This is a genomic window from Paenibacillus phytohabitans (assembly GCF_013141775.1).
Classification (GTDB): domain Bacteria; phylum Bacillota; class Bacilli; order Paenibacillales; family Paenibacillaceae; genus Paenibacillus_AQ; species Paenibacillus_AQ phytohabitans.
Map to the genome: position 1 here is coordinate 22,736 of NZ_WHOB01000078.1, position 18,326 is coordinate 41,061.

Below are 18,326 nucleotides of genomic sequence, written 5' to 3' on the forward strand. Positions count from 1 at the left end.
AAGTTTGAAAACTTGCTGAAAATTCTGCTACTCTTAATAAGTCAGCTTGTTACTTGTAACAGGCTGCTTGTGACCGCCATTTCAAGATTGAAGGGATTCCTGCAATATGAAAATCATCCGCGTTATCGCTGAAGTCTGCTTGCTGTATGTGTTCTTCCTGGCAGGAGATTACTTGCAAAAACTGCTGCATCTGCCGGTTCCGGGCAGTATCGTAGGGCTGTTGCTGCTATTCGCCCTGCTGCTGCTCAAGATTGTTCCGGTGAAGCTGATCGAGAACGGCTCATCCTTTATTCTGGCTTATCTTCCCATGTTCTTCATCCCGGCAACCGCAGGCATTATGAACCATCTGGATATCTTCAGCGGAAGAGGGCTTCTCCTGATTGGCATTCTGGTGGTCAGCAGTGTACTGACCATGGTCGTCACGGCACATTCCAGCCAGTGGATTGCCAGCCGCAGCGCCAAAAGGCTGACACGCCGGACGTATCGTGCGCGCAGCCTGCAAGGGAAGGGGAAGGAAGCATGAGAATTCTGCTGGCCGTTGGTTTTGTCCTGATGAATGTTCTGATCTATCTCTTCATGTCCATGTTATACAAACGCTACCGTCTTCCTGTCCTGCTGCCGGCACTGACCGCAACGTTCACTGTAGTCGTGCTGCTCATGGGCTTCCATATCTCTTATGAGACTTATATGATCGGCGGCGACTGGATTAACCGCCTGCTTGGACCGGCGGTTGTATCCCTGGCCTATCCGCTGTACAAACAGCGTCACGTGCTATGGAAGAATCTCCCGGCCGTTCTTGGCGGAACGGTGACCGGACTGCTCGTCGGAATGTTCAGCGGTCTGCTGCTGGCAGCCGGACTCGGCTTCTCCAAGCTGTATGTGCTCTCCATCCTGCCCAAATCAATCACAACCGCTGTAGCCATCCAGATCTCCAGCAATCTGGGCGGAGATTCCTCGCTTACCTCCGTATTCGTAATGATCGCCGGATTCACGGGGGCCATCGGCGGGCCGTATATTATTAAGCTGTTCAGAATCCGCGGCGAGTCCGGCATCGGCATCGGCCTGGGAACAGCTTCCCACGCCCTTGGCACAGCCAAAGCCCTGGAGTACGGTGAGCAGTCGGTGTCCATGAGCTCGGTGGCCATGACGGTATGCGCCATTGTCGGCTCCATTGCCGGGCCGTTCGTTGCCTGGATCATGTACCATTAATGCAGCGTATTACCCGTTAACACGCAGCCGGATGACATTCCACGAAGCTGCCGGAAGCTGGGCGCTTACACGTCCGCCGTCTGCGGCCGCTGTTCCGCGGTTATGCGGGAGCACATTCGCCGGGTTCGAGCGGGTATTCGCCGCTTGGAGATCCTCATGCTCAAGGATGGTATGCTGGATCACCTCAACGGCACCGAAGCTGCGCAGATCGACGGTCAGCTCCATGCCTTCGCCAAGATGACGGTTGACAGCAAATACGGTAACCTCGTTCACCTCTTCGTTAAATACACTGACCGCTTCCAGATAAGGAACGTCGGTGAAATCCCGTGAATCATATTTCGGACTTGTAATCAGCGGGTGCAGCACCGTTCCCCGGCCATAGATTGAAGCGTGCATATAAGGATAATACGTGGTCTGCAGCCAGAGGGGCCCCCCGTCCTCAGTCATAATAGGGGCAATGACATTGATCAGCTGGGCAATGCAGGCCATCTTCACCCGGTCCGCATGCTTCAGCAGGCTGATCAGGCAGCAGCCTACCACAAGTGCATCCTCAAGATTATAGACATCCTCGAACTCCGGCGGGGCAATTTCCCAATGCTGCTGCGCGCGGCTGGTCCCCTGCGTTTTCCACACATTCCATTCGTCCAGAGACAGATAAATCTTTTTCTTGCTTTTCTTCTTAGCCTTGATATAATCACATACTGCTGCTACGCTGTCGATGAACTGGTCCATATCGAGTGAGCTGGCCAGGAAATTCGCTGTATCGCCATTATTATTATTGTAGTAGGTATGCAGGGAGAGGAAATCTACGTTGTCGTAGGTGAGATCCAGTACAGTAGCTTCCCATTCGGCAAAAGTGCTCATGCTGCTGCCCGAGCTGCCGCAGGCGACAAGCTCAAGAGTAGGGTCAACCCAGCGCATGGCTTTGGCGGTTTCATTCGCTAGTCTGCCGTATTCCACGGCCGTTTTGGCTCCGATCTGCCACGGGCCGTCCATTTCATTGCCCAGGCACCAGGTGCGGAAATTGTGGGGAGCCTGATACCCGTGGGAGATCCGCAGATCGCTCCAGTAGGAACCGGAAGGGTGGTTGCAATATTCCACGAGATTCCTTGCGGCATCGATCCCGCGGGTGCCCAGATTGACCGCCATCATGACCTCTGAACCGGCCAGCTTGGCCCAATCGGCAAATTCATTGGTACCCATCTGGTTCGTCTCTGTAGTCCACCAGGCTAATTCAAGAGAGCGCTTACGGCTCTCCTTGGGACCTACGCCGTCTTCCCAGTTATAGCCCGAGACAAAGTTACCTCCGGGATAGCGGATGATCGGCACGCGGAGAGCCCGGATGGCCTGCAGGGCATCACCCCGAAAACCGTTAGCGTCAGCGGTTGGATGTCCCGGCTCATATATTCCGCCATAAACGGCCCGGCCCAGATGCTCGATGAATGATCCGTACAGTCTCGGGTCTACCTCGGCCAGCTTGAAGTCCTTGTCGACAATCATCTTGGATTGAATGCTCATTGTGTTAAGCTCCTTTTGTAGTGAAGTCATATTACGATTAATGAAAATATTAATCTAGTATCCTGAATTATGATTACATCATACGGATTACAGCGTATACTAAGCAATAAAAATATTTAGGATTAATAAAAATGCTAATTCAAAGAGTGCGGAGGTTAGAGGATGTATTTAACAACGGATTCCGAATCGCTGAAGGTATATGAAGCATTAGCCAGTGAAGTGCGGCTGCGGATTATTGATCTGCTCAGCGCGCGGGAGATGCATATCAAGGAAATCGCTGCCCGGCTGTATCTAAGCAGCGCCATTGTCAGCTCCCATGTAGCCAAGCTCCAAAAGGCAGGCATCGTCAGCTCCCAAATGAAGCGGATTGATGGCGGCACGTATAAATACTGCTCGCTCTCCGCTAATTTTCTGCAGATTAAATTGTCCGGCGCCAAAGGCATTGCCCGGAAGGTGGTTGAGGTCTCCGTGCCGGTGGGGCATTATACCGATCTTCAGGCTTCACCTACCTGTGGCATTGCCACCACCGAGAAGCTGATCGGATATTATGATGATCCGCGTTATTTCCTGGACCCGGAGCGGGTCGATGCCGGAATTCTCTGGTTCGCCAAAGGTTATGCCGAATATAAGGTGCCGAACTATCTGTTCATGGACCAGACGGTACAGGAGATTGAGATTTCGATGGAGGTCGGCTCGGAAGCGCCGCATGTCAATGAGAAGTGGCCTTCAGACATTGCGTTTACGATGAATGGAATTCCGCTTGGCAAATGGACCAGTCCCGGGGATTTCGGTGTGCAGCGGGGAAGGCTGACTCCGGCCTGGTGGAATTCCGATGTGAACCAGTATGGCCTGCTGAAGGTGCTGAGGATTAACGCAGGAGGAACTTACATAGACGGCCAGCAGATTTCTGCAGTCACCATTGATGAAGTAGGCTGGCAGCAGGACCAGTGGAGCTTCAGGTTAACTGCAGAAGACACCACCCGAAGGCGGGGCGGCTTAACCTTGTTCGGACGCGGGTTCGGGAATTACGAGCAGGATATTGTTTTTCGCGTGTATTACGAATAGTGAAACTGGATAGATGAAGAGTATGCTGAGTGAAAAAATATCTTGCCCGCCGCAAAGAGTTTATTTATTGTTAAATAATGGTCTTTGCGAAGTTTTTTACAGGGGATGTGTGCGGGTTTGAGACAATTGCTCTACGGCAGTATTGCCGTACTTGTTCTGGCAGGAATTATTGCTTATGGTTTCCTGAGTGCACCCAAGGTGATCCGGCTGGACCGAGAAATGCAGGTGACCGCCTATAAGCTGCAGGATGCAGATTATGCGAAGACAGTGACTGTGACCCTGAAGGGTGCTTATGCCGAGAAAACCCGTTCCTACACCGGTAAGCTTGCTGTTAACGGGGTTCAGTACGAATACTGTGATTTGAATCCGGAGCTGGGGTTCATGAGCTGTGCCCTGGAGGGCGCGCGGGGTGAAATTAAAGTATTGGGTCAGGTATTTGCAGATTCCGGCAGTATGGCATGGAGTCTTGCCCTGCAGAAGGGGGAGAAGGCACCCGGTTATGCTAGTAACAGCTTCTACTATGCAATTTACGGGGAAGATGATCCTGGTGATGACAGCATCATTCTCACCTATCCGGCAGCAGACAGGGACGCGGCGATTCAGCAGTATGAGTCCCTGCAATCAGACTGGCAGGATCAGTGGGAGCGCCGGGTGAAATAACCTCCAGCAATAAATGTTTGCAAAACAGGTCAACGGGTAACTATAACTAAGTAATCCAAAACCTGCACAGCTTGCATAAGGAGGAGTTCAGATGCCAGATCATATCGAGAATGAAGCAGACATCCGCAACAAAGAGAATAAAGACGGGGATTCACTCGCGGAACGCAAAAAGATGGAAAACGGTGTAGATATTGAACCGGAAGCCGATGACTGGATCGCCAAACCGGCCGAATCCGCTCATCCCGACCCGCTTCCCAAGAATTAGAGCGTCAAATACATTGTGCATGGATGCAGCAGACTGTTCCTAAGGGACAGTCTTTTTTCACATAGGCCGGATGCTCTCCTTACGAGGAGGGTATCCGGTTTTTGATTGTTTGCGCTTGTGTACATGGGCATATTGAGCTTGGTTTAGTAAATACTGTATACTATAGAGAAGTACAACCTCATCACGTCTTGATTCTCCAGATCATCGCAGGTTCACAGGTCTCAGGCAATTCAAATTGCAGGGAGGAAACCTAGTATGCGTAGTCGGAACGAGAACGGCCGGTATCGGCAAAAGCGCGGTGATGCCCTGACAGGCAACCTCGAGAAAAAGTACGGATCGAGCTTCGGTGTGCGAAGCGACATGAAGCTGGAAACGCTGAGAAGCCAGCGTGAGGAAGGTCCGCCCTTAATGCAAATGCAGAGAGAACAGCAGCATAAAGAATGAACCCTGAAGGCGAGTGCGGGCGTTATTCGGCCCTAAATCATTAAATCCTATAAATGGATGCAGTTCCTAATAGGAACCCTGCAGCTTTTTCTTTGTATAGGAAATTACGATATTCGTCAGTTGTGGATAAGCTTCTCTGGAAATTGGAGCAGGTCCGCCTGAAGGACGAATGTGTTCTTGTATCCGGAATTCCACAGAATCCCCGGAAGTCGGAGGTTTGGAAAATCAAAGGGATAAATCCCTCTGATCTCGGCGAAAGCGGGCGGTAGGAGGAAATTAAAGGGATAAATCCCTCTGATTCCGCCGAAAGTGGGCGGTAGGAGGAAATTAAAGGGATAAATCCCTCTGATCTCGGCGAAAGCGGGCGGCAGGAGGAAATTAAAGGGATAAATCCCTCTGATTCCGCAGAAAGTGGGCGGCAGGCGGGAAAGAGGGGCAAAAGTGCCCCTGATTTTACCGGAGGCTGCCCCAAACAAAGCATTCAGAATAGAGCAATGTGAGATGGCTTAAAATCTACATCTGCTGCACAGGCTGCATAGCTCGGGCTGATTCACCCGTTAGGGTGGTTTTGTTCTTCTTTGTGAGGACCGCCAGAAATTACCGTCATAACCTCCGTTTCGCGGAGGCATACTAGCTCCCATTAGTGAAAAAATGGGGCTGGAGGCGGGAGTGACTACAATGACACCGGTACTTTTGCAAGATAGTTATAGCGCAGTGGCTGCGGTAAGCCCGTATTTGTTCTATTTCACTGTATACTCGTTTCTGGGCTGGGTGCTTGAAGGCAGTTATAACATCTACAGCGCAGGCACCTTCCGCAAAGAAGGCTTCTTGAAGGGGCCGTTCAAACCCATGTACGGCTGTGCGCCGCTGCTGCTGCTGACGGGACAGGGTATTGGGCTACCGCTTCCTGTATTCCTGATGCTTGCCCTGATTGTTCCATCGGCTGTTGAGTTTGTCAGCGGCTGGCTGCTCAAGGGTGTTTTTCGTAAGCAGTGGTGGGATTATACGGGAATGCCATATCAGCTGCATGGACATATCTGCCTGAAATTCTCGCTGTATTGGTGGGGGTTGTCTATTGCCTGTATCTACGGTTTGCAGCCGCTGGTCCATTTCCTGTATCTGCATGTTGAGCGGGTATGGACACCTGTGATTCCGCTGGCCCTGCTGCTATTCTCGGCAGATCTGCTGTGGACTTTCCGTAACCGTCGGCGCGGGCTGAGTGAGCTGGATCCTACGGAGCAGCTGGAGCTTGGTGAGGGATAATTAGTCTAGGGGACATTTCCGGATGATTCTCCGGGGGGTGTCTGTGTTAATAGGTCAGCCAGAGCAATTTGGTTGGCCTATTTCTGTTGAGGACGAAAAAGAACTCACTCTTATCTGTTCTTAAGTCCCTTTAAGGTTTGATCATATTCATTCATAACCTGAAACAGATAGTCCATGAATTCTATACTAACGCCGGCGGGCAATGAGGACTTCGTGTTTGTTTTGATTACAATCTTACGTTTCATTCCAGTCACCTTTTTCCTCGTCAGATTGATTTGGTTTTTTTAGCTGTTAAAGCAATCATACGATAACCTTAAGACTTAAGAAATATTTTTATCCGAAAATATAGGAAGTGGACTGCGTTATGGATCTGTTCGGATGACGCACAGACAAGGAATATCTTACAACCGTGTCAAATATAGAGGTATCCGGGTTGCCCAATATACCCCGGAGCGGGAGGGAATATGAAGAGATTCAAGAAATACTATCCGGCTATTATCGTACTGGAAACGCTGATTATAGTTTTACTCTCAGGGTTATTGATACGGGAAATCAATAAGCCAGTCCCTCTGGCCAGGGATCAGCGTAACTTGATTACGCATTTTGATCAGCTGGATTTGGACAGAATTAGAGAAATGATACATAGATTTAAGGAAGGCAAAGGAGACAATCTTACCATGCTTGAGTGGGGCACCGACAGCGGACCGTATATTCACGATTTCTATGATGATGGCAGAGAGCTGCACTGGACGGTGGATAGCACCCGGGACTGGGCCGGATACAACGGCAAAATGGAATATGTCTGCCGGGAGATCCAGCTTACGGAGGTCGAAGAATTCTACAAGGTAGAATTGTCTGATTGTGAGAATCAGCCGGAAGACTTCAAGGTTAATCCGGTTTCTTTTCGCAAGGATGAGCTTTAGGCCGGAATGAAGGGTTATAATAAAATGCTAAATCAATCTTAGGAGGAATCTTCATGCCAATGTCTGAATATTACCGGGAGCTGCGCGGCAAGACCGGCAACGGGTTATTAATGATGCCGTCAGTAGCGGCGGTAGTGCGGGATGAACAAGGCAGAATTCTGCTGATCCGCAAGAAAGATGAGACGCTGTGGGGGCTGCCCGCAGGGGCGGTCGAGCCTGGAGAAACACCATCCAGAGCGCTCCGCAGAGAGGTGTTTGAAGAGACGGGCCTGATGGTTACACCTGAACAGATCCTCGGCGTATTTGGCGGCGGGAAATACAGATATGAATATATAAATGGTGATCAGGTGGAGTACACGGTGATTGTGTTTGAATGCGTCATCGTCAAAGGACATCTGAGAAGTGTGGACGGGGAGGCGGAAGAACTGGAGTTCTTCAAGGAAGATGAACTGCCTGAGTTAGCCATCCCTTATCCCCCGAAGCTGTTTGTGAGCGATGCCTCTGATAAACGGAAAGTTATTTTTGAGTAGAGCACTGCCATTTAAGCAAAATGAAGATATTGTTCCCATAGGATTCAGCAGTATCAATACGAAGGAGTAATTCCATTGCATAATCCGGTAATAAGATCCAAACTGGTCTACTGCGGCGCAGTACTGCTCGCTGTTATGCTGGGCCTTGGGACCAGGGTATATGGTGACCAGCTGCCGCGCTTTGTCAGCGGACACTTTGGGGATGCGATCTGGGCAGGGATGATCTACCTTGCCTTCCGGGTGCTGTTGACCCGGTATCCGCTAAGATTGTCGCTTATGCTCAGCCTTTGCTTCAGCTTCGGGATTGAGTTCAGCCAGCTCTATCAGGCGGAATGGATTATACATGTACGCTCGACAACAGCCGGAGGACTGATTCTGGGCCAGGGTTTCCTCGGGATTGATCTGGTCCGGTATACGGCCGGAATTCTGTTCTGCTATGTAATTGACCAAATCTTACAAAATTGATTCTGGAATATACAGGAGGAAGAATATATATTAAGTGAGGCGATGCCGGTATGTAATAATTTGGAATGAGACTGCCGGTAATCCGCCGAACGCTGCCTGATTTGGAGATGAGTAACTGCAAATGACGAACAGTTTAATCGTGGTATGCCTGCTTACCTTGATCATTCACACAGCAGAGACGTTATCGTATTCGGTGCGTTTTGCCGGAGTGAAGCTGAACAAGATTGCCATCGCCTTATCCCTGACCGGTATCATCGTGCTGGTCTCCAGAACGGCTAATATGGTACAGGCTCCCTTAACGGCCAAATTCGTAGACTATGGCAAAATAGACGACAGCTTTCCGCTGCTCAACTATCTGCGGATTATTATGCTGGCTTCTTCACTGGGCACCCTAATAGCCATCGCCTTGTTTCCTACCTTCGTAGGGCTGTTCGGAAGAATCATCTCCAAGCTTGAGATTGAAGGCTCCATTCCGAAGCTTCTGACCAGCGTAACCGTCGGCCAGCTCAAGAATACGCGGAAATATATCCGCAGGCCGAAGGTGAGGCTGCGCAGCTTCCGCTACCTGGGTATTCCCAAACGGTTCATCGTGATGAATATATTCGTTACAGCCTTCTATACGGTTGGGGTGTTATCCTCCATGTATGCAGCCAAGCTGATGCCTGATTTAAGCACAACTGCATCCCAGGCTTCGGGTCTGATAAACGGGTTAGCGACGATACTGCTGACAGTGTTCATCGACCCGCAGCTCGGAATCATTACCCATAAGGCGACTGAAAATGTGGAATACCGTGATCAGCTGGGCAAAATCTATGTTCTGCTGATGGGCTCACGCTTTCTGGGATCATTGCTCGGTCAAGCACTGCTTGTCCCGGGAGCCTACATCATTTGCTGGCTGGTGAAGCTGCTCTGATCCTCCGGGATAAGTCACTTCGGCAGCTTCAATTCTGCGGAACGGAGTGCTGTACTGATCTGCTGTTCCCAGCTGTACATACGTCCGGTCATTGTCCGGATCTCACCCATTTTGCTGTAAGACAGCTTCATCGCAGCCGCGGCCTTGGTGGCATCCCCCGCCTTGACGGCGGCTTTGTAGCGTTTGTCGGCTTCACTTCTTTCGGCCTGCATTGCTGAGAACAATTTGTTCTGCGCGGTGATCTGTTTCTTGAGGTTTGCAATGGGTGCAAGGGCATCCTTAGCAGGCTTATTTCTTGCAGCAGCAAGCGACTTGGCTTCTGCAAGTGCAGAGGTTGTGACCTTCACTTCAGCCCGTGCTGCAACTGCGGCCGGCTTAAGCTTATTGCGCTTGATCTCAAGGAGCGTGGCACTCTTCAGGTTAGTGGCCTTGCGCGCAGCTGCCGCCTGTTTACCGAGTGAAGTGTATTGCTCCAGTACTGGGGCATGTTTCTTCTGCATGGCTTCGGCTGCAGCACGCAGCTTGGCAAGCTGGGCGGCATCTGTGGATTGCAGCTTGGCATTAACCGCTGTGAACGCCGCATTATTCTGCTTGCGCAGCTCCTGGTTCCGCTGAATTTCCGACTTTAACACTACCTGCAGTTCCGTATAATCCGTATAAAGATTGTGAATCTCATCAAGTGCTGAATCCCAGTCTGAAGCAGCAGAGACCTGCGGGACAGCACCAGCCCAAAGTGTCAGCAGGATCAGCATAACCGTGATTCTCTTTACAAACTCGCTGGTAAAACGGGTCAATTTCAACATTTCATTCCGCTCCTGTCATCTTTAATTTTTGCCAATACAACACCATAGGACACAAAGAAGCACCTCCAAGAAAGGCATGAACTGCCGATCCTGCGAGGTGCTTCTCCCGCTTAGCGTGTGTTATTGTTTATTTACTATACCCCTGAAGGAATGGATAGTCAAGGAAAACAAAGAACATTAGTTCTTATTTGTGATATGCTTCTTTTTATATGACTTGGCCAGGAAATCTAGTAGAATATATCTATAGTTTACAATAATATATAAAGTTCGACATCTAGGTACTCATAGGAATAGGGGATGCAGGATGCAACTTAGACATGTGAAAATAAAAGGTACAGGCAAATATTTGCCGGAACGCGAGATTAGTGACGCGGAGCTTGATGTTGTACTTGGCACACCTCCGGGCTGGGTCAATAAAATAACCGGAGTTGGCATCCGCCATTATGCCGGTGAAGGTGAAACTGCTTCTATGATGGGTGCAAAAGCTGCGGAAGCGGCATTGGCCGATGCAGGCTTAAGCTTTGGGGATATCGATTGTCTGGTCTGTACAAGCGGAACCAAGGAGCAGCCGCTTCCGAGTACGGCAGTATTCATTCAGCAGGCGATGGGACAGGCCGATTCAGGCGTTCCGGCTTTTGATATCGATGCGACCTGCCTGAGTTTTCTGGTAGGTCTTGATGTTATGTCATATATGGTTGAAGCGGGAAGATACAAGAATGTACTGCTGGTTGCTACAGAAATCGCATCGGCAGGGCTCAATTGGGAGGATAAGGAGAGCTCGGCACTGTTTGGTGACGGGGCGGCGGCAGTTGTTATTGGTCCGGCAGAAGCCGGTGATGCCTCAGGGATTCTTCATGCTTCACTCAAAACCTACAGCAGCGGCGCGCGTTATTCGGAAATCGCCGGGGGCGGCACAAGGCTGCATGCCCAGAAATTCACAGCGGAGAATGCAGTGCCTTATTTATTCCATATGGACGGGCAAGCCATCTTCCGCAAGGCTTCGAAGCTGCTTCCGGATTTCATCAGTGAAATGCTGACAGCTACGGGTAATCAGATGAGTGACTTCCGTCTGGTCATTCCTCATCAGGGCAGTGCCATGGCTATGCGGCTGCTGCGCAAGAAGCTGGGAATTGCCGAGGACCGGTTCCTCGACAATACAGCAGGGCATGGCAATACCATTGCGGCTTCCATACCGATGGGACTGCATGAAGCGATAGGGCAGGGCCGGATTACCCGCGGAGACCGGATTATGCTGATTGGTACAGCCGCAGGGTTGTCTTTGGGAGGCATGATTATTGACTATTGATCAGAATATTCTGATTACCGGCGGACGCGCCCCGGTAGCGCTGGAGCTGGCCAGGCTGTTCAAGGCAGCAGGCCACCGGGTTTTCGTTGCTGAAAGCGCAGAGTATCATCTGTGCCGGGTGTCCTCCGCTGTCGAGGCCAGCTTCCTTGTGCCTTCTCCCCGGCATCAGCCACAGGCTTATATTCAGCGGCTCGCCGGTTTAACGGAGGAACTGAATATTAGCTGTCTGATTCCCACCTGCGAAGAGATATTCTACATCGCTGCTGGACTTGAGCATCTATCCGGCTGCCGGGTGCTTGCTCCCTGCCGTGAGATCCTGGCGGGGCTGCATCACAAGGGGGAGTTCATTGCATGGGTCCGCTCTCTTGGATTTGCCGTCCCGGAGACTACCCTAATCAGCAGCGCTGCCGAGTGGTACCGGACCCAAGAGATTGCTGCGGCGGACGGCAAACAGCAGGTCTATAAACCGGCCTTTTCCCGGTTTGCCTCTAAAGTGATCCTGCCTGGTAGCGGTGATGCCGCAGAGTCCCGGAGCCAGAAGCAGCGACAAATCCCCCCTCCGTCCGGTATTTCCGCTGCTGCACCCTGGGTGGCACAGCAGTATATCAAGGGCAAGGCAGTCTGTACTTACAGTATCGTGCATGAAGGCTCGGTAGTAGCGCATGCAGCGTATGACAGCAGGTACCGGACGGGCCGGAGCGGTGCGAGTGTATATTTCGAGCATCTTGACCACCCAGCGGCACAGGAATGGGTACAGCGGTTTGCCGGAGCTATCGGCTTCAGCGGCCAGCTCGGGTTTGATTTTATAGAGTCGGAGGATGGAATTCTGTATCCGATTGAATGTAATCCGCGTGCGACCAGCGGGATTCATCTGTTCACCCCGGAGGATGGGCTAACGGAGGCTCTGCTGAACCCCGGTATGCTTGTGCAGACCGGAGAGGTATTGATTCCGCGCTCAGGCCGAAGAGCTATGCTGACTCTGCCCATGCTCGGCTGCGGACTGAAGCCGGGGCGCGGGGGCTGGAGTAATTGGCGGCGGGCACTGTGCGGAGCAGAAGATGTAATCTGCCGGAAGGGTGATCAGCGTCCTTTCCGCGAGCAGTTCCGTGTGGTCTATGCCGCACAGATGTCTGCCTGGCGGCACCGGATTTCAATTACAGAAGCACTGACAGAAGATATAGAATGGAATGGTGAAGGATGACAAAAGCACTGGTGACAGGGGCGACCGGCTTTCTGGGGCAGCATACCGTACGCAGACTGGTTAAGCTGGGCTGGGAGGTCTACGGGCAGGGACGGAATCCTGAGCTTGGGAGGGGGCTTGAGAAGGAAGGAGCGGTATTCCTTCCCGGGGACCTGCGGGATGCTGAAACGGCAGACCGCGCCTGTCAGGGGATGGATTTCGTATTCCACTGTGCGGCGTTGTCTTCGCCTTGGGGGAAATACCGGGACTTCTATGCATGCAATGTGGAAGCGACAGGCCACATTGCCGAGGGATGCAGGCGGCAGGGTGTAGGGCGGCTGATTCATATCTCTACACCAAGCGTGTATTCCAGCCAGCGTCACCGCTTCGGAATCCGGGAGAGTGACCCGCTGCCCGGGAAGCCGGCCAATGCTTATGCCGCGACGAAGCTTATGGCCGAGCGGGTAGTGGAGCAGGCAGCAGGACACGGGCTTACAGCATTTATGCTCCGGCCGAGAGCGATCTTCGGCCCGATGGACAATGCCCTCTTCCCGCGGCTGCTTGCGGCTAATGAGACCAAGGGTGTTCCGCTGATGAACGACGGAACGGCAAGAATTGATCTTACCTGTGTGGAGAACGTAATCGATGCCATGCTGCTCTGCTGTGAAGCCCCGCACTCTGCCTCCGGGCGGGCCTATAACATTACCAACGGTGAGCCGGTCATGTTCAGGGACCTGGTGACCAGCTTGTTCTCCCTGCTTGATATTCCTCTGCATACCAGGCGGCTGCCGTATGCTGCCGCTTATGCCGCAGCAGGAATGATGGAAGGTATCCACAGGCTGCTGCCATTCCTGGGAGAACCCCTGCTCACCCGTTATTCGGCAGCCGCGCTGGGAATCTCCCAGACGCTGGATATTTCGGAGGCCCGGGAGCAGCTTGGCTATCACCCGCGCGTGAACTTAGACGAAGGTCTTCGTAACTTCGCAGAATGGTGGAGGGAACAGCAATGATTACAGAGATACCGGTTGGATTATCTATATTGTCTGCGGGATATTGCCTGCATCCTGAACTTCTGACACTGCGGGGAGGTTCGCTTAAGCCCGCCCGTTTTCCGGCAGGCTATGCCTTGATCCGGCATCCACAGCATGGCCCAATCCTGTTCGATACGGGCTATAGTGCCCGGTTCTTTCAGGAAACAGCGCGTATGCCGGCTTCGCTCTACCGCCGGATCACGCCAGTAGTGTACACAGATGAAGAGAGCGCAGCGCGGCGGCTCCAGGAAGGCGGGATTGCTCCGGAGGATGTTCGTTATGTTGTGCTATCGCATTTCCATGCGGATCATATCGGCGGGGTGCAGGATTTCCCGCAGGCGAAGTTTATCTATTTGCGTAAATCCTACGATGCCGTAAGCAGACTGGGTCCGGTCCGGGCGACGAAGGCAGGATTTCTGCCGGGGCTGCTGCCGGATGACTTCAACGTCCGTTCGTTGCCCGTTGATGAGTATTCGGCTATGCGCAAGCTGCCGGACGGACTTCCGTTCACGGAGGCGTATGATCTGCTTGGAGACGGAAGCCTGCTGGCGGTGGAGATGTCAGGCCATGCCGCCGGCATGATTGGCTTGTTCGTCTCCACCGGGGAACATGATTATCTGCTCTGCGCGGATACGGTCTGGTCCAGCCGGGCGTTCCGGGAGAACCGCAAGCCGCATCCGGCAGCCGGCCTGATCATGTCCAGCCGCGCGGAGTACAAACAGAATTTTGAACGGCTGCGCCAGATCCATGAGCGGTTTCCGGACATCCGGATCGTACCGAGCCATTGCCGCGAGGCGCTTGCGCTCTGGGGAACGGGAAGTGTGAAATGAAGCGGATGAGGTTAGTCATTACACATTATATTCTCACCAAATGGGGCCGGCGCTGGAAGAACCGCGCAGAGCTGGAGCAATGGCAGGAGCTGCGCATCCGGCGCCATGTGGACAAGGTAAGGGAGAGCTCCCGGTTCTACAGGGAGTTGTGGGGAGGCATTCCGGCGGCTGATTGGCGGAAGTTTCCTGTGATCGAGAAGTCACTGATGATGGGGAATTTCGATGACCTGAACACAGCGGGTATTACGAAGGAACAGGCGTTTGCTGAAGCCTATGAAGCGGAGAACAGCAGGGATTTCAAGCCTACCCTTCAAGGCGTCACTGTTGGTTTGTCCTCAGGAACCTCGGGCAGCCGGGGGATCTTCCTAGTTGGGGAAGACGAACAGGCAGCCTGGACCGGCACTGTGCTGGCCAAGCTTTTGCCTGGAGGACTGTGGAGACGTGCGCGGATTGCCTTTTTCCTGCGGGCAAACAGCAATTTGTATGAATCCGTGGAGCAGGGCCGGCTGCAGTTCCAGTACTTCGATCTGCTGGAGCCGCTTCCGCAGCTCATGGCCCGGATGGAGCAGTACCGCCCGGATATCTGGATCGCACCGCCTTCCATGCTGAGACTGCTGGCCGAAGCACAGCAGTCAGGCAGCCTGAATCTGCAGCCGCGCAGAATCATCGCTGTCGCGGAAGTGCTGGACCCTCTGGACCGGGAGCATATTGAGCGTACTTTCGGACAGAAGGTGCATCAGGCCTATCAATGCACCGAGGGCTTTCTTGGGGCTACCTGCAGTCATGGGACACTGCATCTCAATGAGGACATCGTACATATTGAAAAGGAAGTACTTGATAAGGAATCCCGTCGGTTCGTACCGGTCGTGACCGATTTCTCCAGATCCGTCCAGCCTATAGTCCGCTACCGGCTGAATGATATTCTGACCGAAGCGGCTGAGCCTTGTCCCTGCGGTTCACTGTTTACAGCGATCGAGCGGATTGAAGGCCGCTGTGACGATATCCTGTATCTGCCGCATGTTTCAGACGGCCAAATGGTCACGGTGTTTCCGGATTTCATCACCCGGGCAGTGCTGGCAGCCTCTGCAGATATTGAGCATTACCGCGTTATCCAGCATAGCCTGCTTGAGCTGGAGGTCTCGTACCGCACACGGCCGGGCAGCACGGAGGATACCGAGCCGCTGATTGCTGGCGAGCTGTCACGTCTGTTTACGCGGCTGTCCTGTATTCCTCCTCAGCTGAAATTCACAGCGTACAGCTTCACCCCCGGCAGGCAGAAGCTGCGCCGGGTGGAGAGGGGCTGGAAGCTGTGAACAGCAGAGTAATTCAATATGACCGCCATTCGGTGGATCAGCTGGAATGGCCGGATACAGAATATGGGCGGTATGCCCGCGAGTATATTACTCCGCTGCTGGAACGGGATACGGAATATTATATCTCCAACGTCCATACCATCGTTAAGGTGCTGACAGTGGACGGGATCCCGGTTCCGGTTACGGTCAACGATGGCAATTATGATAATTCATATGTGTGTTCCCCCTATACGCATTATGTCAGTTATGCGCGCGAGGAGCTTGCTCTGCTGAACAACCGGATGCTTGAAGGCGCATTATCCATCATGCTGGGGGGAATGGGCTGGCTGCTGAGACAAGGACGGTTCAACCGGGTGATTCAGGTTAATAACTGGCTGCTGTCCACCAATCTGTATCCTGCGCTCAGCGCCAGTCAGCTGACGGAATTGCTGGAGTATCTCCGTCACGCCTATCCCGGCTATACGATTATGTACCGCTCGCTCAGTATAGAAACTTCAGGAGACCTCATCGGCAGTCTGCGCGGGTACGGCTGCAAGCTGGTGCCAAGCCGGCAGATTTACCTGCTGCAGCAGAACAGCACCGGCTCCAAAGCCAGATGGCTCGTTAAACGCGACCGTAGTCTGCTGGCCAAACACGGGTACACCGAAGTATCCCCGGCTGAAATTACACCAGAGGATATTAACCGGATTGTGGAGCTGTATAGGCTGCTGTACATTGACAAGTATTCGGCGTATAACCCGCAGTTTACAGAAGCTTTCATTGCCTTGGCACTGGAGCGGGGGACGCTGCAGATCTACGGGCTGCGGCATGAACAGGAAGGAAGGCTGGATGCGGTACTTGGCTTCTATGAGCGGGATGGCGCAATGACAGCGCCGCTCTTCGGCTATGACACAGCTCTGCCCCAGTCTGTCGGACTCTACCGTATGCTGTCTGCCGTTCTGATCGGGCTTGCCGGAAGCCGCGGTCTACTGCTGCATGAGAGCTCTGGTGTAGGCCAGTTCAAACGCAACCGGGGAGCGGTGGGGGCCATAGAATATTCTGCCGTGTACGACCAGGACACTTCCTGGCTGAACCGCTGCGGCTGGTCATTTCTGGAGCTGCTGCTCCGGCGGATCGGTATGCCGCTGATTCAGAAGCTGAAGCTGTAGTCTGGATCAACAAATCGTAGGAGGCAAAAAATGAATCTCGCTAACCGTATCACCTTATTCCGGATACTGCTGATTCCTTTGTTCATTGCACTCTTTCCTATTTATCCTGAAGCCTTAGTCAGTAAATCGGCAGTCCTGCAGCATCTTGAAATACATGGGGTTTTCTATGCGGCATTGGTCTTTATTGTGGCTTCTGCCACAGACAAGCTGGATGGATATATCGCAAGAAAATACAATCAGATCACAAATTTCGGGAAATTGTAATGATGGGTATCCGGATCGCTGCTTCAGCGCAAAGACTAGCTCTCTCAGCTGACAAATATGGCAAGTGGAAAATGGTGCTGCAGGTTACGGCCATCTCGGCAATCCTGTTGAATAATGCTCCGTTCAGCCTGTTCACTTCGTTTCCGGTCGGCCAGACACTGCTGTATGGCGCTTTGGTCATGACGGTATACTCGGGCTATAACTATATTAAGAACAACTATCTATTACTGCAGCTTGGACATTGAACATCACTTATCTATTAAAGGAGCTGCAATATGAACGCTATTCCAGACTTGCCCCATGGTCATGATCCAATCGCACTCATAACTGGCACTTCCAGCGGTTTCGGGCTGCTGACTGCACTTACACTGGCGCGCAAGGGCTATAAGGTAATCGCCACCATGCGGGATCTCAGCCGCAAAGACGAGCTTGTACAGCAGGCTGAACAGGCTGGTGTTCTGGAGCGTATTCATCTGATGACGCTGGATGTGACGGATGAATCTTCCGTTGCTTCAGCAATCCACGCGGTTAATGAGCTGTTCGGAAGAATTGATGTGCTGGTGAACAATGCCGGTTTTGCTGTAGGCGGCTATGTGGAAGAAGTAAGTATGGAGGCGTGGCGGCTGCAGATGGAGACGAACTTCTTCGGCCTGATAGCAGTAACCAAAGCGGTACTTCCCATCATGCGCATGCAGCGCACGGGACTGATTATCAACGTGAGCAGTGTCAGCGGGCTGACCGGTTTTCCCGGATATGCACCGTATGCCGCCTCCAAGTTTGCAGTGGAAGGCTTCAGCGAGAGCCTGCGGCAGGAGATGCTTTCTTTTGGCGTCCGCGTAGTACTGGTTGAACCCGGCTCATTCCGCACGCCGATCTGGGGAAAAGGCATTGCCGGAATCCATAGCAGCGAAGGCTCTCCTTACCATACCAGGCTGGAGGAGGTGCTGCGCTACTCCCGGCGGACTGCTGAGACGGCGCCGGATCCGCAGGAGGTTGCTGAGTTGATCGGGCGGATTACAGAGAAGCGTGCACCCAAACTGCGCTATCCTGTCGGCAAAGGCTCATGGGTCCTCATGCTGGGCAAAATGCTGCTTCCCTGGAAGGTACTGGAGGGCATCATTGCAAGGTCACTGCGCGCGATGAAATGAATGACAGCCTGAAATAGCTGGGAGCCGCAGCCCAAGGATGAGGATTGC

General features: G+C 52.6%; 21 protein-coding genes and 1 pseudogene. 19 read left to right on the plus strand and 3 right to left on the minus strand.

All coding sequences use genetic code 11. The features are described 5' to 3' along the window. The first annotated feature begins 106 nt into the window (after positions 1–106). The gene (locus GC101_RS26270) at positions 107–523 is read left to right on the plus strand and encodes a CidA/LrgA family protein (RefSeq protein ID WP_171719724.1); all 417 of its coding nucleotides are present in this window, start codon (positions 107–109) and stop codon (positions 521–523) included. Then, a complete protein-coding gene (locus tag GC101_RS26275; RefSeq protein ID WP_039297246.1) occupies positions 520–1,209 on the plus strand; it encodes an LrgB family protein in 690 nt (229 codons plus the stop codon). Before GC101_RS26270 ends, GC101_RS26275 begins: the two co-directional genes overlap by 4 nt. Positions 1,210–1,218: 9 nt before the next feature. Here the strand turns inward: GC101_RS26275 and arfA are convergent, their stop codons facing one another. Beyond that, positions 1,219–2,727: an arabinosylfuranosidase ArfA gene (arfA, locus tag GC101_RS26280; RefSeq protein ID WP_171719725.1), complete on the minus strand. Its 1,509-nt coding sequence runs from the start codon at positions 2,725–2,727 to the stop codon at positions 1,219–1,221. Positions 2,728–2,889: 162 nt separating this feature from the next. On the opposite strand from arfA, the gene GC101_RS26285 reads away from it, so the two are divergent. The 5 genes from GC101_RS26285 to GC101_RS26305 all read left to right on the plus strand — a co-directional run bounded on the left by GC101_RS26285 (position 2,890) and on the right by GC101_RS26305 (position 6,424). After that, entirely contained in the window at positions 2,890–3,792 is a 903-nt protein-coding gene (locus GC101_RS26285; protein ID WP_042136103.1) for an ArsR/SmtB family transcription factor, read from the plus strand. A gap of 117 nt (positions 3,793–3,909) precedes the next feature. Continuing rightward, positions 3,910–4,452, plus strand: coding sequence for a hypothetical protein (locus tag GC101_RS26290; RefSeq protein WP_171719726.1), 543 nt, complete (start codon positions 3,910–3,912; stop codon positions 4,450–4,452). A 91-nt stretch (positions 4,453–4,543) separates the two neighbouring features. Then, positions 4,544–4,717, plus strand: coding sequence for a hypothetical protein (locus tag GC101_RS26295; protein WP_171719727.1), 174 nt, complete (start codon positions 4,544–4,546; stop codon positions 4,715–4,717). 255 nt (positions 4,718–4,972) lie between these two features. Further along, complete coding sequence (locus GC101_RS26300) at positions 4,973–5,161, plus strand: hypothetical protein (RefSeq protein WP_039297241.1); 189 nt, start codon at positions 4,973–4,975, stop codon at positions 5,159–5,161. A 678-nt stretch (positions 5,162–5,839) separates the two neighbouring features. Then, entirely contained in the window at positions 5,840–6,424 is a 585-nt protein-coding gene (locus GC101_RS26305) for a putative ABC transporter permease (protein ID WP_171719728.1), read from the plus strand. A gap of 110 nt (positions 6,425–6,534) precedes the next feature. On the opposite strand, the gene GC101_RS36605 is transcribed toward GC101_RS26305, so the two are convergent. Further along, a complete protein-coding gene (locus GC101_RS36605; protein ID WP_281365922.1) occupies positions 6,535–6,669 on the minus strand; it encodes a hypothetical protein in 135 nt (44 codons plus the stop codon). Positions 6,670–6,888: 219 nt separating this feature from the next. Between GC101_RS36605 and GC101_RS26310 the strand changes: the two genes are divergently transcribed. From GC101_RS26310 to GC101_RS26325, 4 genes are all read left to right on the plus strand, one after another. Beyond that, positions 6,889–7,347 (plus strand): DUF4362 domain-containing protein, encoded by a 459-nt coding sequence (locus tag GC101_RS26310; protein WP_171719729.1) that lies wholly within the window; start codon positions 6,889–6,891, stop codon positions 7,345–7,347. A gap of 53 nt (positions 7,348–7,400) precedes the next feature. Next, entirely contained in the window at positions 7,401–7,877 is a 477-nt protein-coding gene (locus GC101_RS26315; protein WP_171719730.1) for an NUDIX domain-containing protein, read from the plus strand. A 75-nt stretch (positions 7,878–7,952) separates the two neighbouring features. Continuing rightward, a complete protein-coding gene (locus GC101_RS26320) occupies positions 7,953–8,342 on the plus strand; it encodes a ribosomal maturation YjgA family protein (RefSeq protein WP_246354520.1) in 390 nt (129 codons plus the stop codon). Between the two features lie 121 nt (positions 8,343–8,463). After that, the gene (locus GC101_RS26325; protein ID WP_039297192.1) at positions 8,464–9,255 is read left to right on the plus strand and encodes a lipid II flippase Amj family protein; all 792 of its coding nucleotides are present in this window, start codon (positions 8,464–8,466) and stop codon (positions 9,253–9,255) included. A gap of 14 nt (positions 9,256–9,269) precedes the next feature. Here GC101_RS26325 and GC101_RS26330 read toward each other — a convergent pair whose 3' ends face one another. Then, the gene (locus GC101_RS26330) at positions 9,270–10,058 is read right to left on the minus strand and encodes a hypothetical protein (RefSeq protein ID WP_171719731.1); all 789 of its coding nucleotides are present in this window, start codon (positions 10,056–10,058) and stop codon (positions 9,270–9,272) included. A 304-nt stretch (positions 10,059–10,362) separates the two neighbouring features. Here GC101_RS26330 and GC101_RS26335 point away from each other — a divergent pair, with 304 nt between their 5' ends. The 8 genes and pseudogenes from GC101_RS26335 (at position 10,363) to GC101_RS26370 (ending at position 18,278) form a co-directional block, all read left to right on the plus strand. Next, on the plus strand, positions 10,363–11,364 hold the full coding sequence (locus tag GC101_RS26335; RefSeq protein WP_171719732.1) for a beta-ketoacyl-ACP synthase III: 1,002 nt from the start codon (positions 10,363–10,365) through the stop codon (positions 11,362–11,364). After that, on the plus strand, positions 11,354–12,565 hold the full coding sequence (locus GC101_RS26340; protein WP_171719733.1) for an ATP-grasp domain-containing protein: 1,212 nt from the start codon (positions 11,354–11,356) through the stop codon (positions 12,563–12,565). Before GC101_RS26335 ends, GC101_RS26340 begins: the two co-directional genes overlap by 11 nt. Beyond that, complete coding sequence (locus GC101_RS26345) at positions 12,562–13,554, plus strand: NAD-dependent epimerase/dehydratase family protein (RefSeq protein WP_171719734.1); 993 nt, start codon at positions 12,562–12,564, stop codon at positions 13,552–13,554. Before GC101_RS26340 ends, GC101_RS26345 begins: the two co-directional genes overlap by 4 nt. Continuing rightward, entirely contained in the window at positions 13,551–14,405 is an 855-nt protein-coding gene (locus GC101_RS26350; RefSeq protein ID WP_171719735.1) for an MBL fold metallo-hydrolase, read from the plus strand. The genes GC101_RS26345 and GC101_RS26350 overlap by 4 nt, the downstream gene beginning before the upstream one ends. Positions 14,406–14,410: 5 nt before the next feature. Further along, on the plus strand, positions 14,411–15,718 hold the full coding sequence (locus tag GC101_RS26355) for a F390 synthetase-related protein (protein ID WP_425497165.1): 1,308 nt from the start codon (positions 14,411–14,413) through the stop codon (positions 15,716–15,718). Continuing rightward, positions 15,715–16,866 (plus strand): GNAT family N-acetyltransferase, encoded by a 1,152-nt coding sequence (locus tag GC101_RS26360; protein ID WP_171719737.1) that lies wholly within the window; start codon positions 15,715–15,717, stop codon positions 16,864–16,866. Before GC101_RS26355 ends, GC101_RS26360 begins: the two co-directional genes overlap by 4 nt. Before the next feature lie 30 nt (positions 16,867–16,896). Further along, positions 16,897–17,375: pseudogene (locus tag GC101_RS26365) on the plus strand (CDP-alcohol phosphatidyltransferase family protein). Positions 17,376–17,405: 30 nt separating this feature from the next. Beyond that, positions 17,406–18,278, plus strand: a complete 873-nt coding sequence (locus GC101_RS26370; RefSeq protein WP_171719738.1) for an SDR family oxidoreductase — start codon at positions 17,406–17,408, stop codon at positions 18,276–18,278. Positions 18,279–18,326 lie beyond the last annotated feature (48 nt).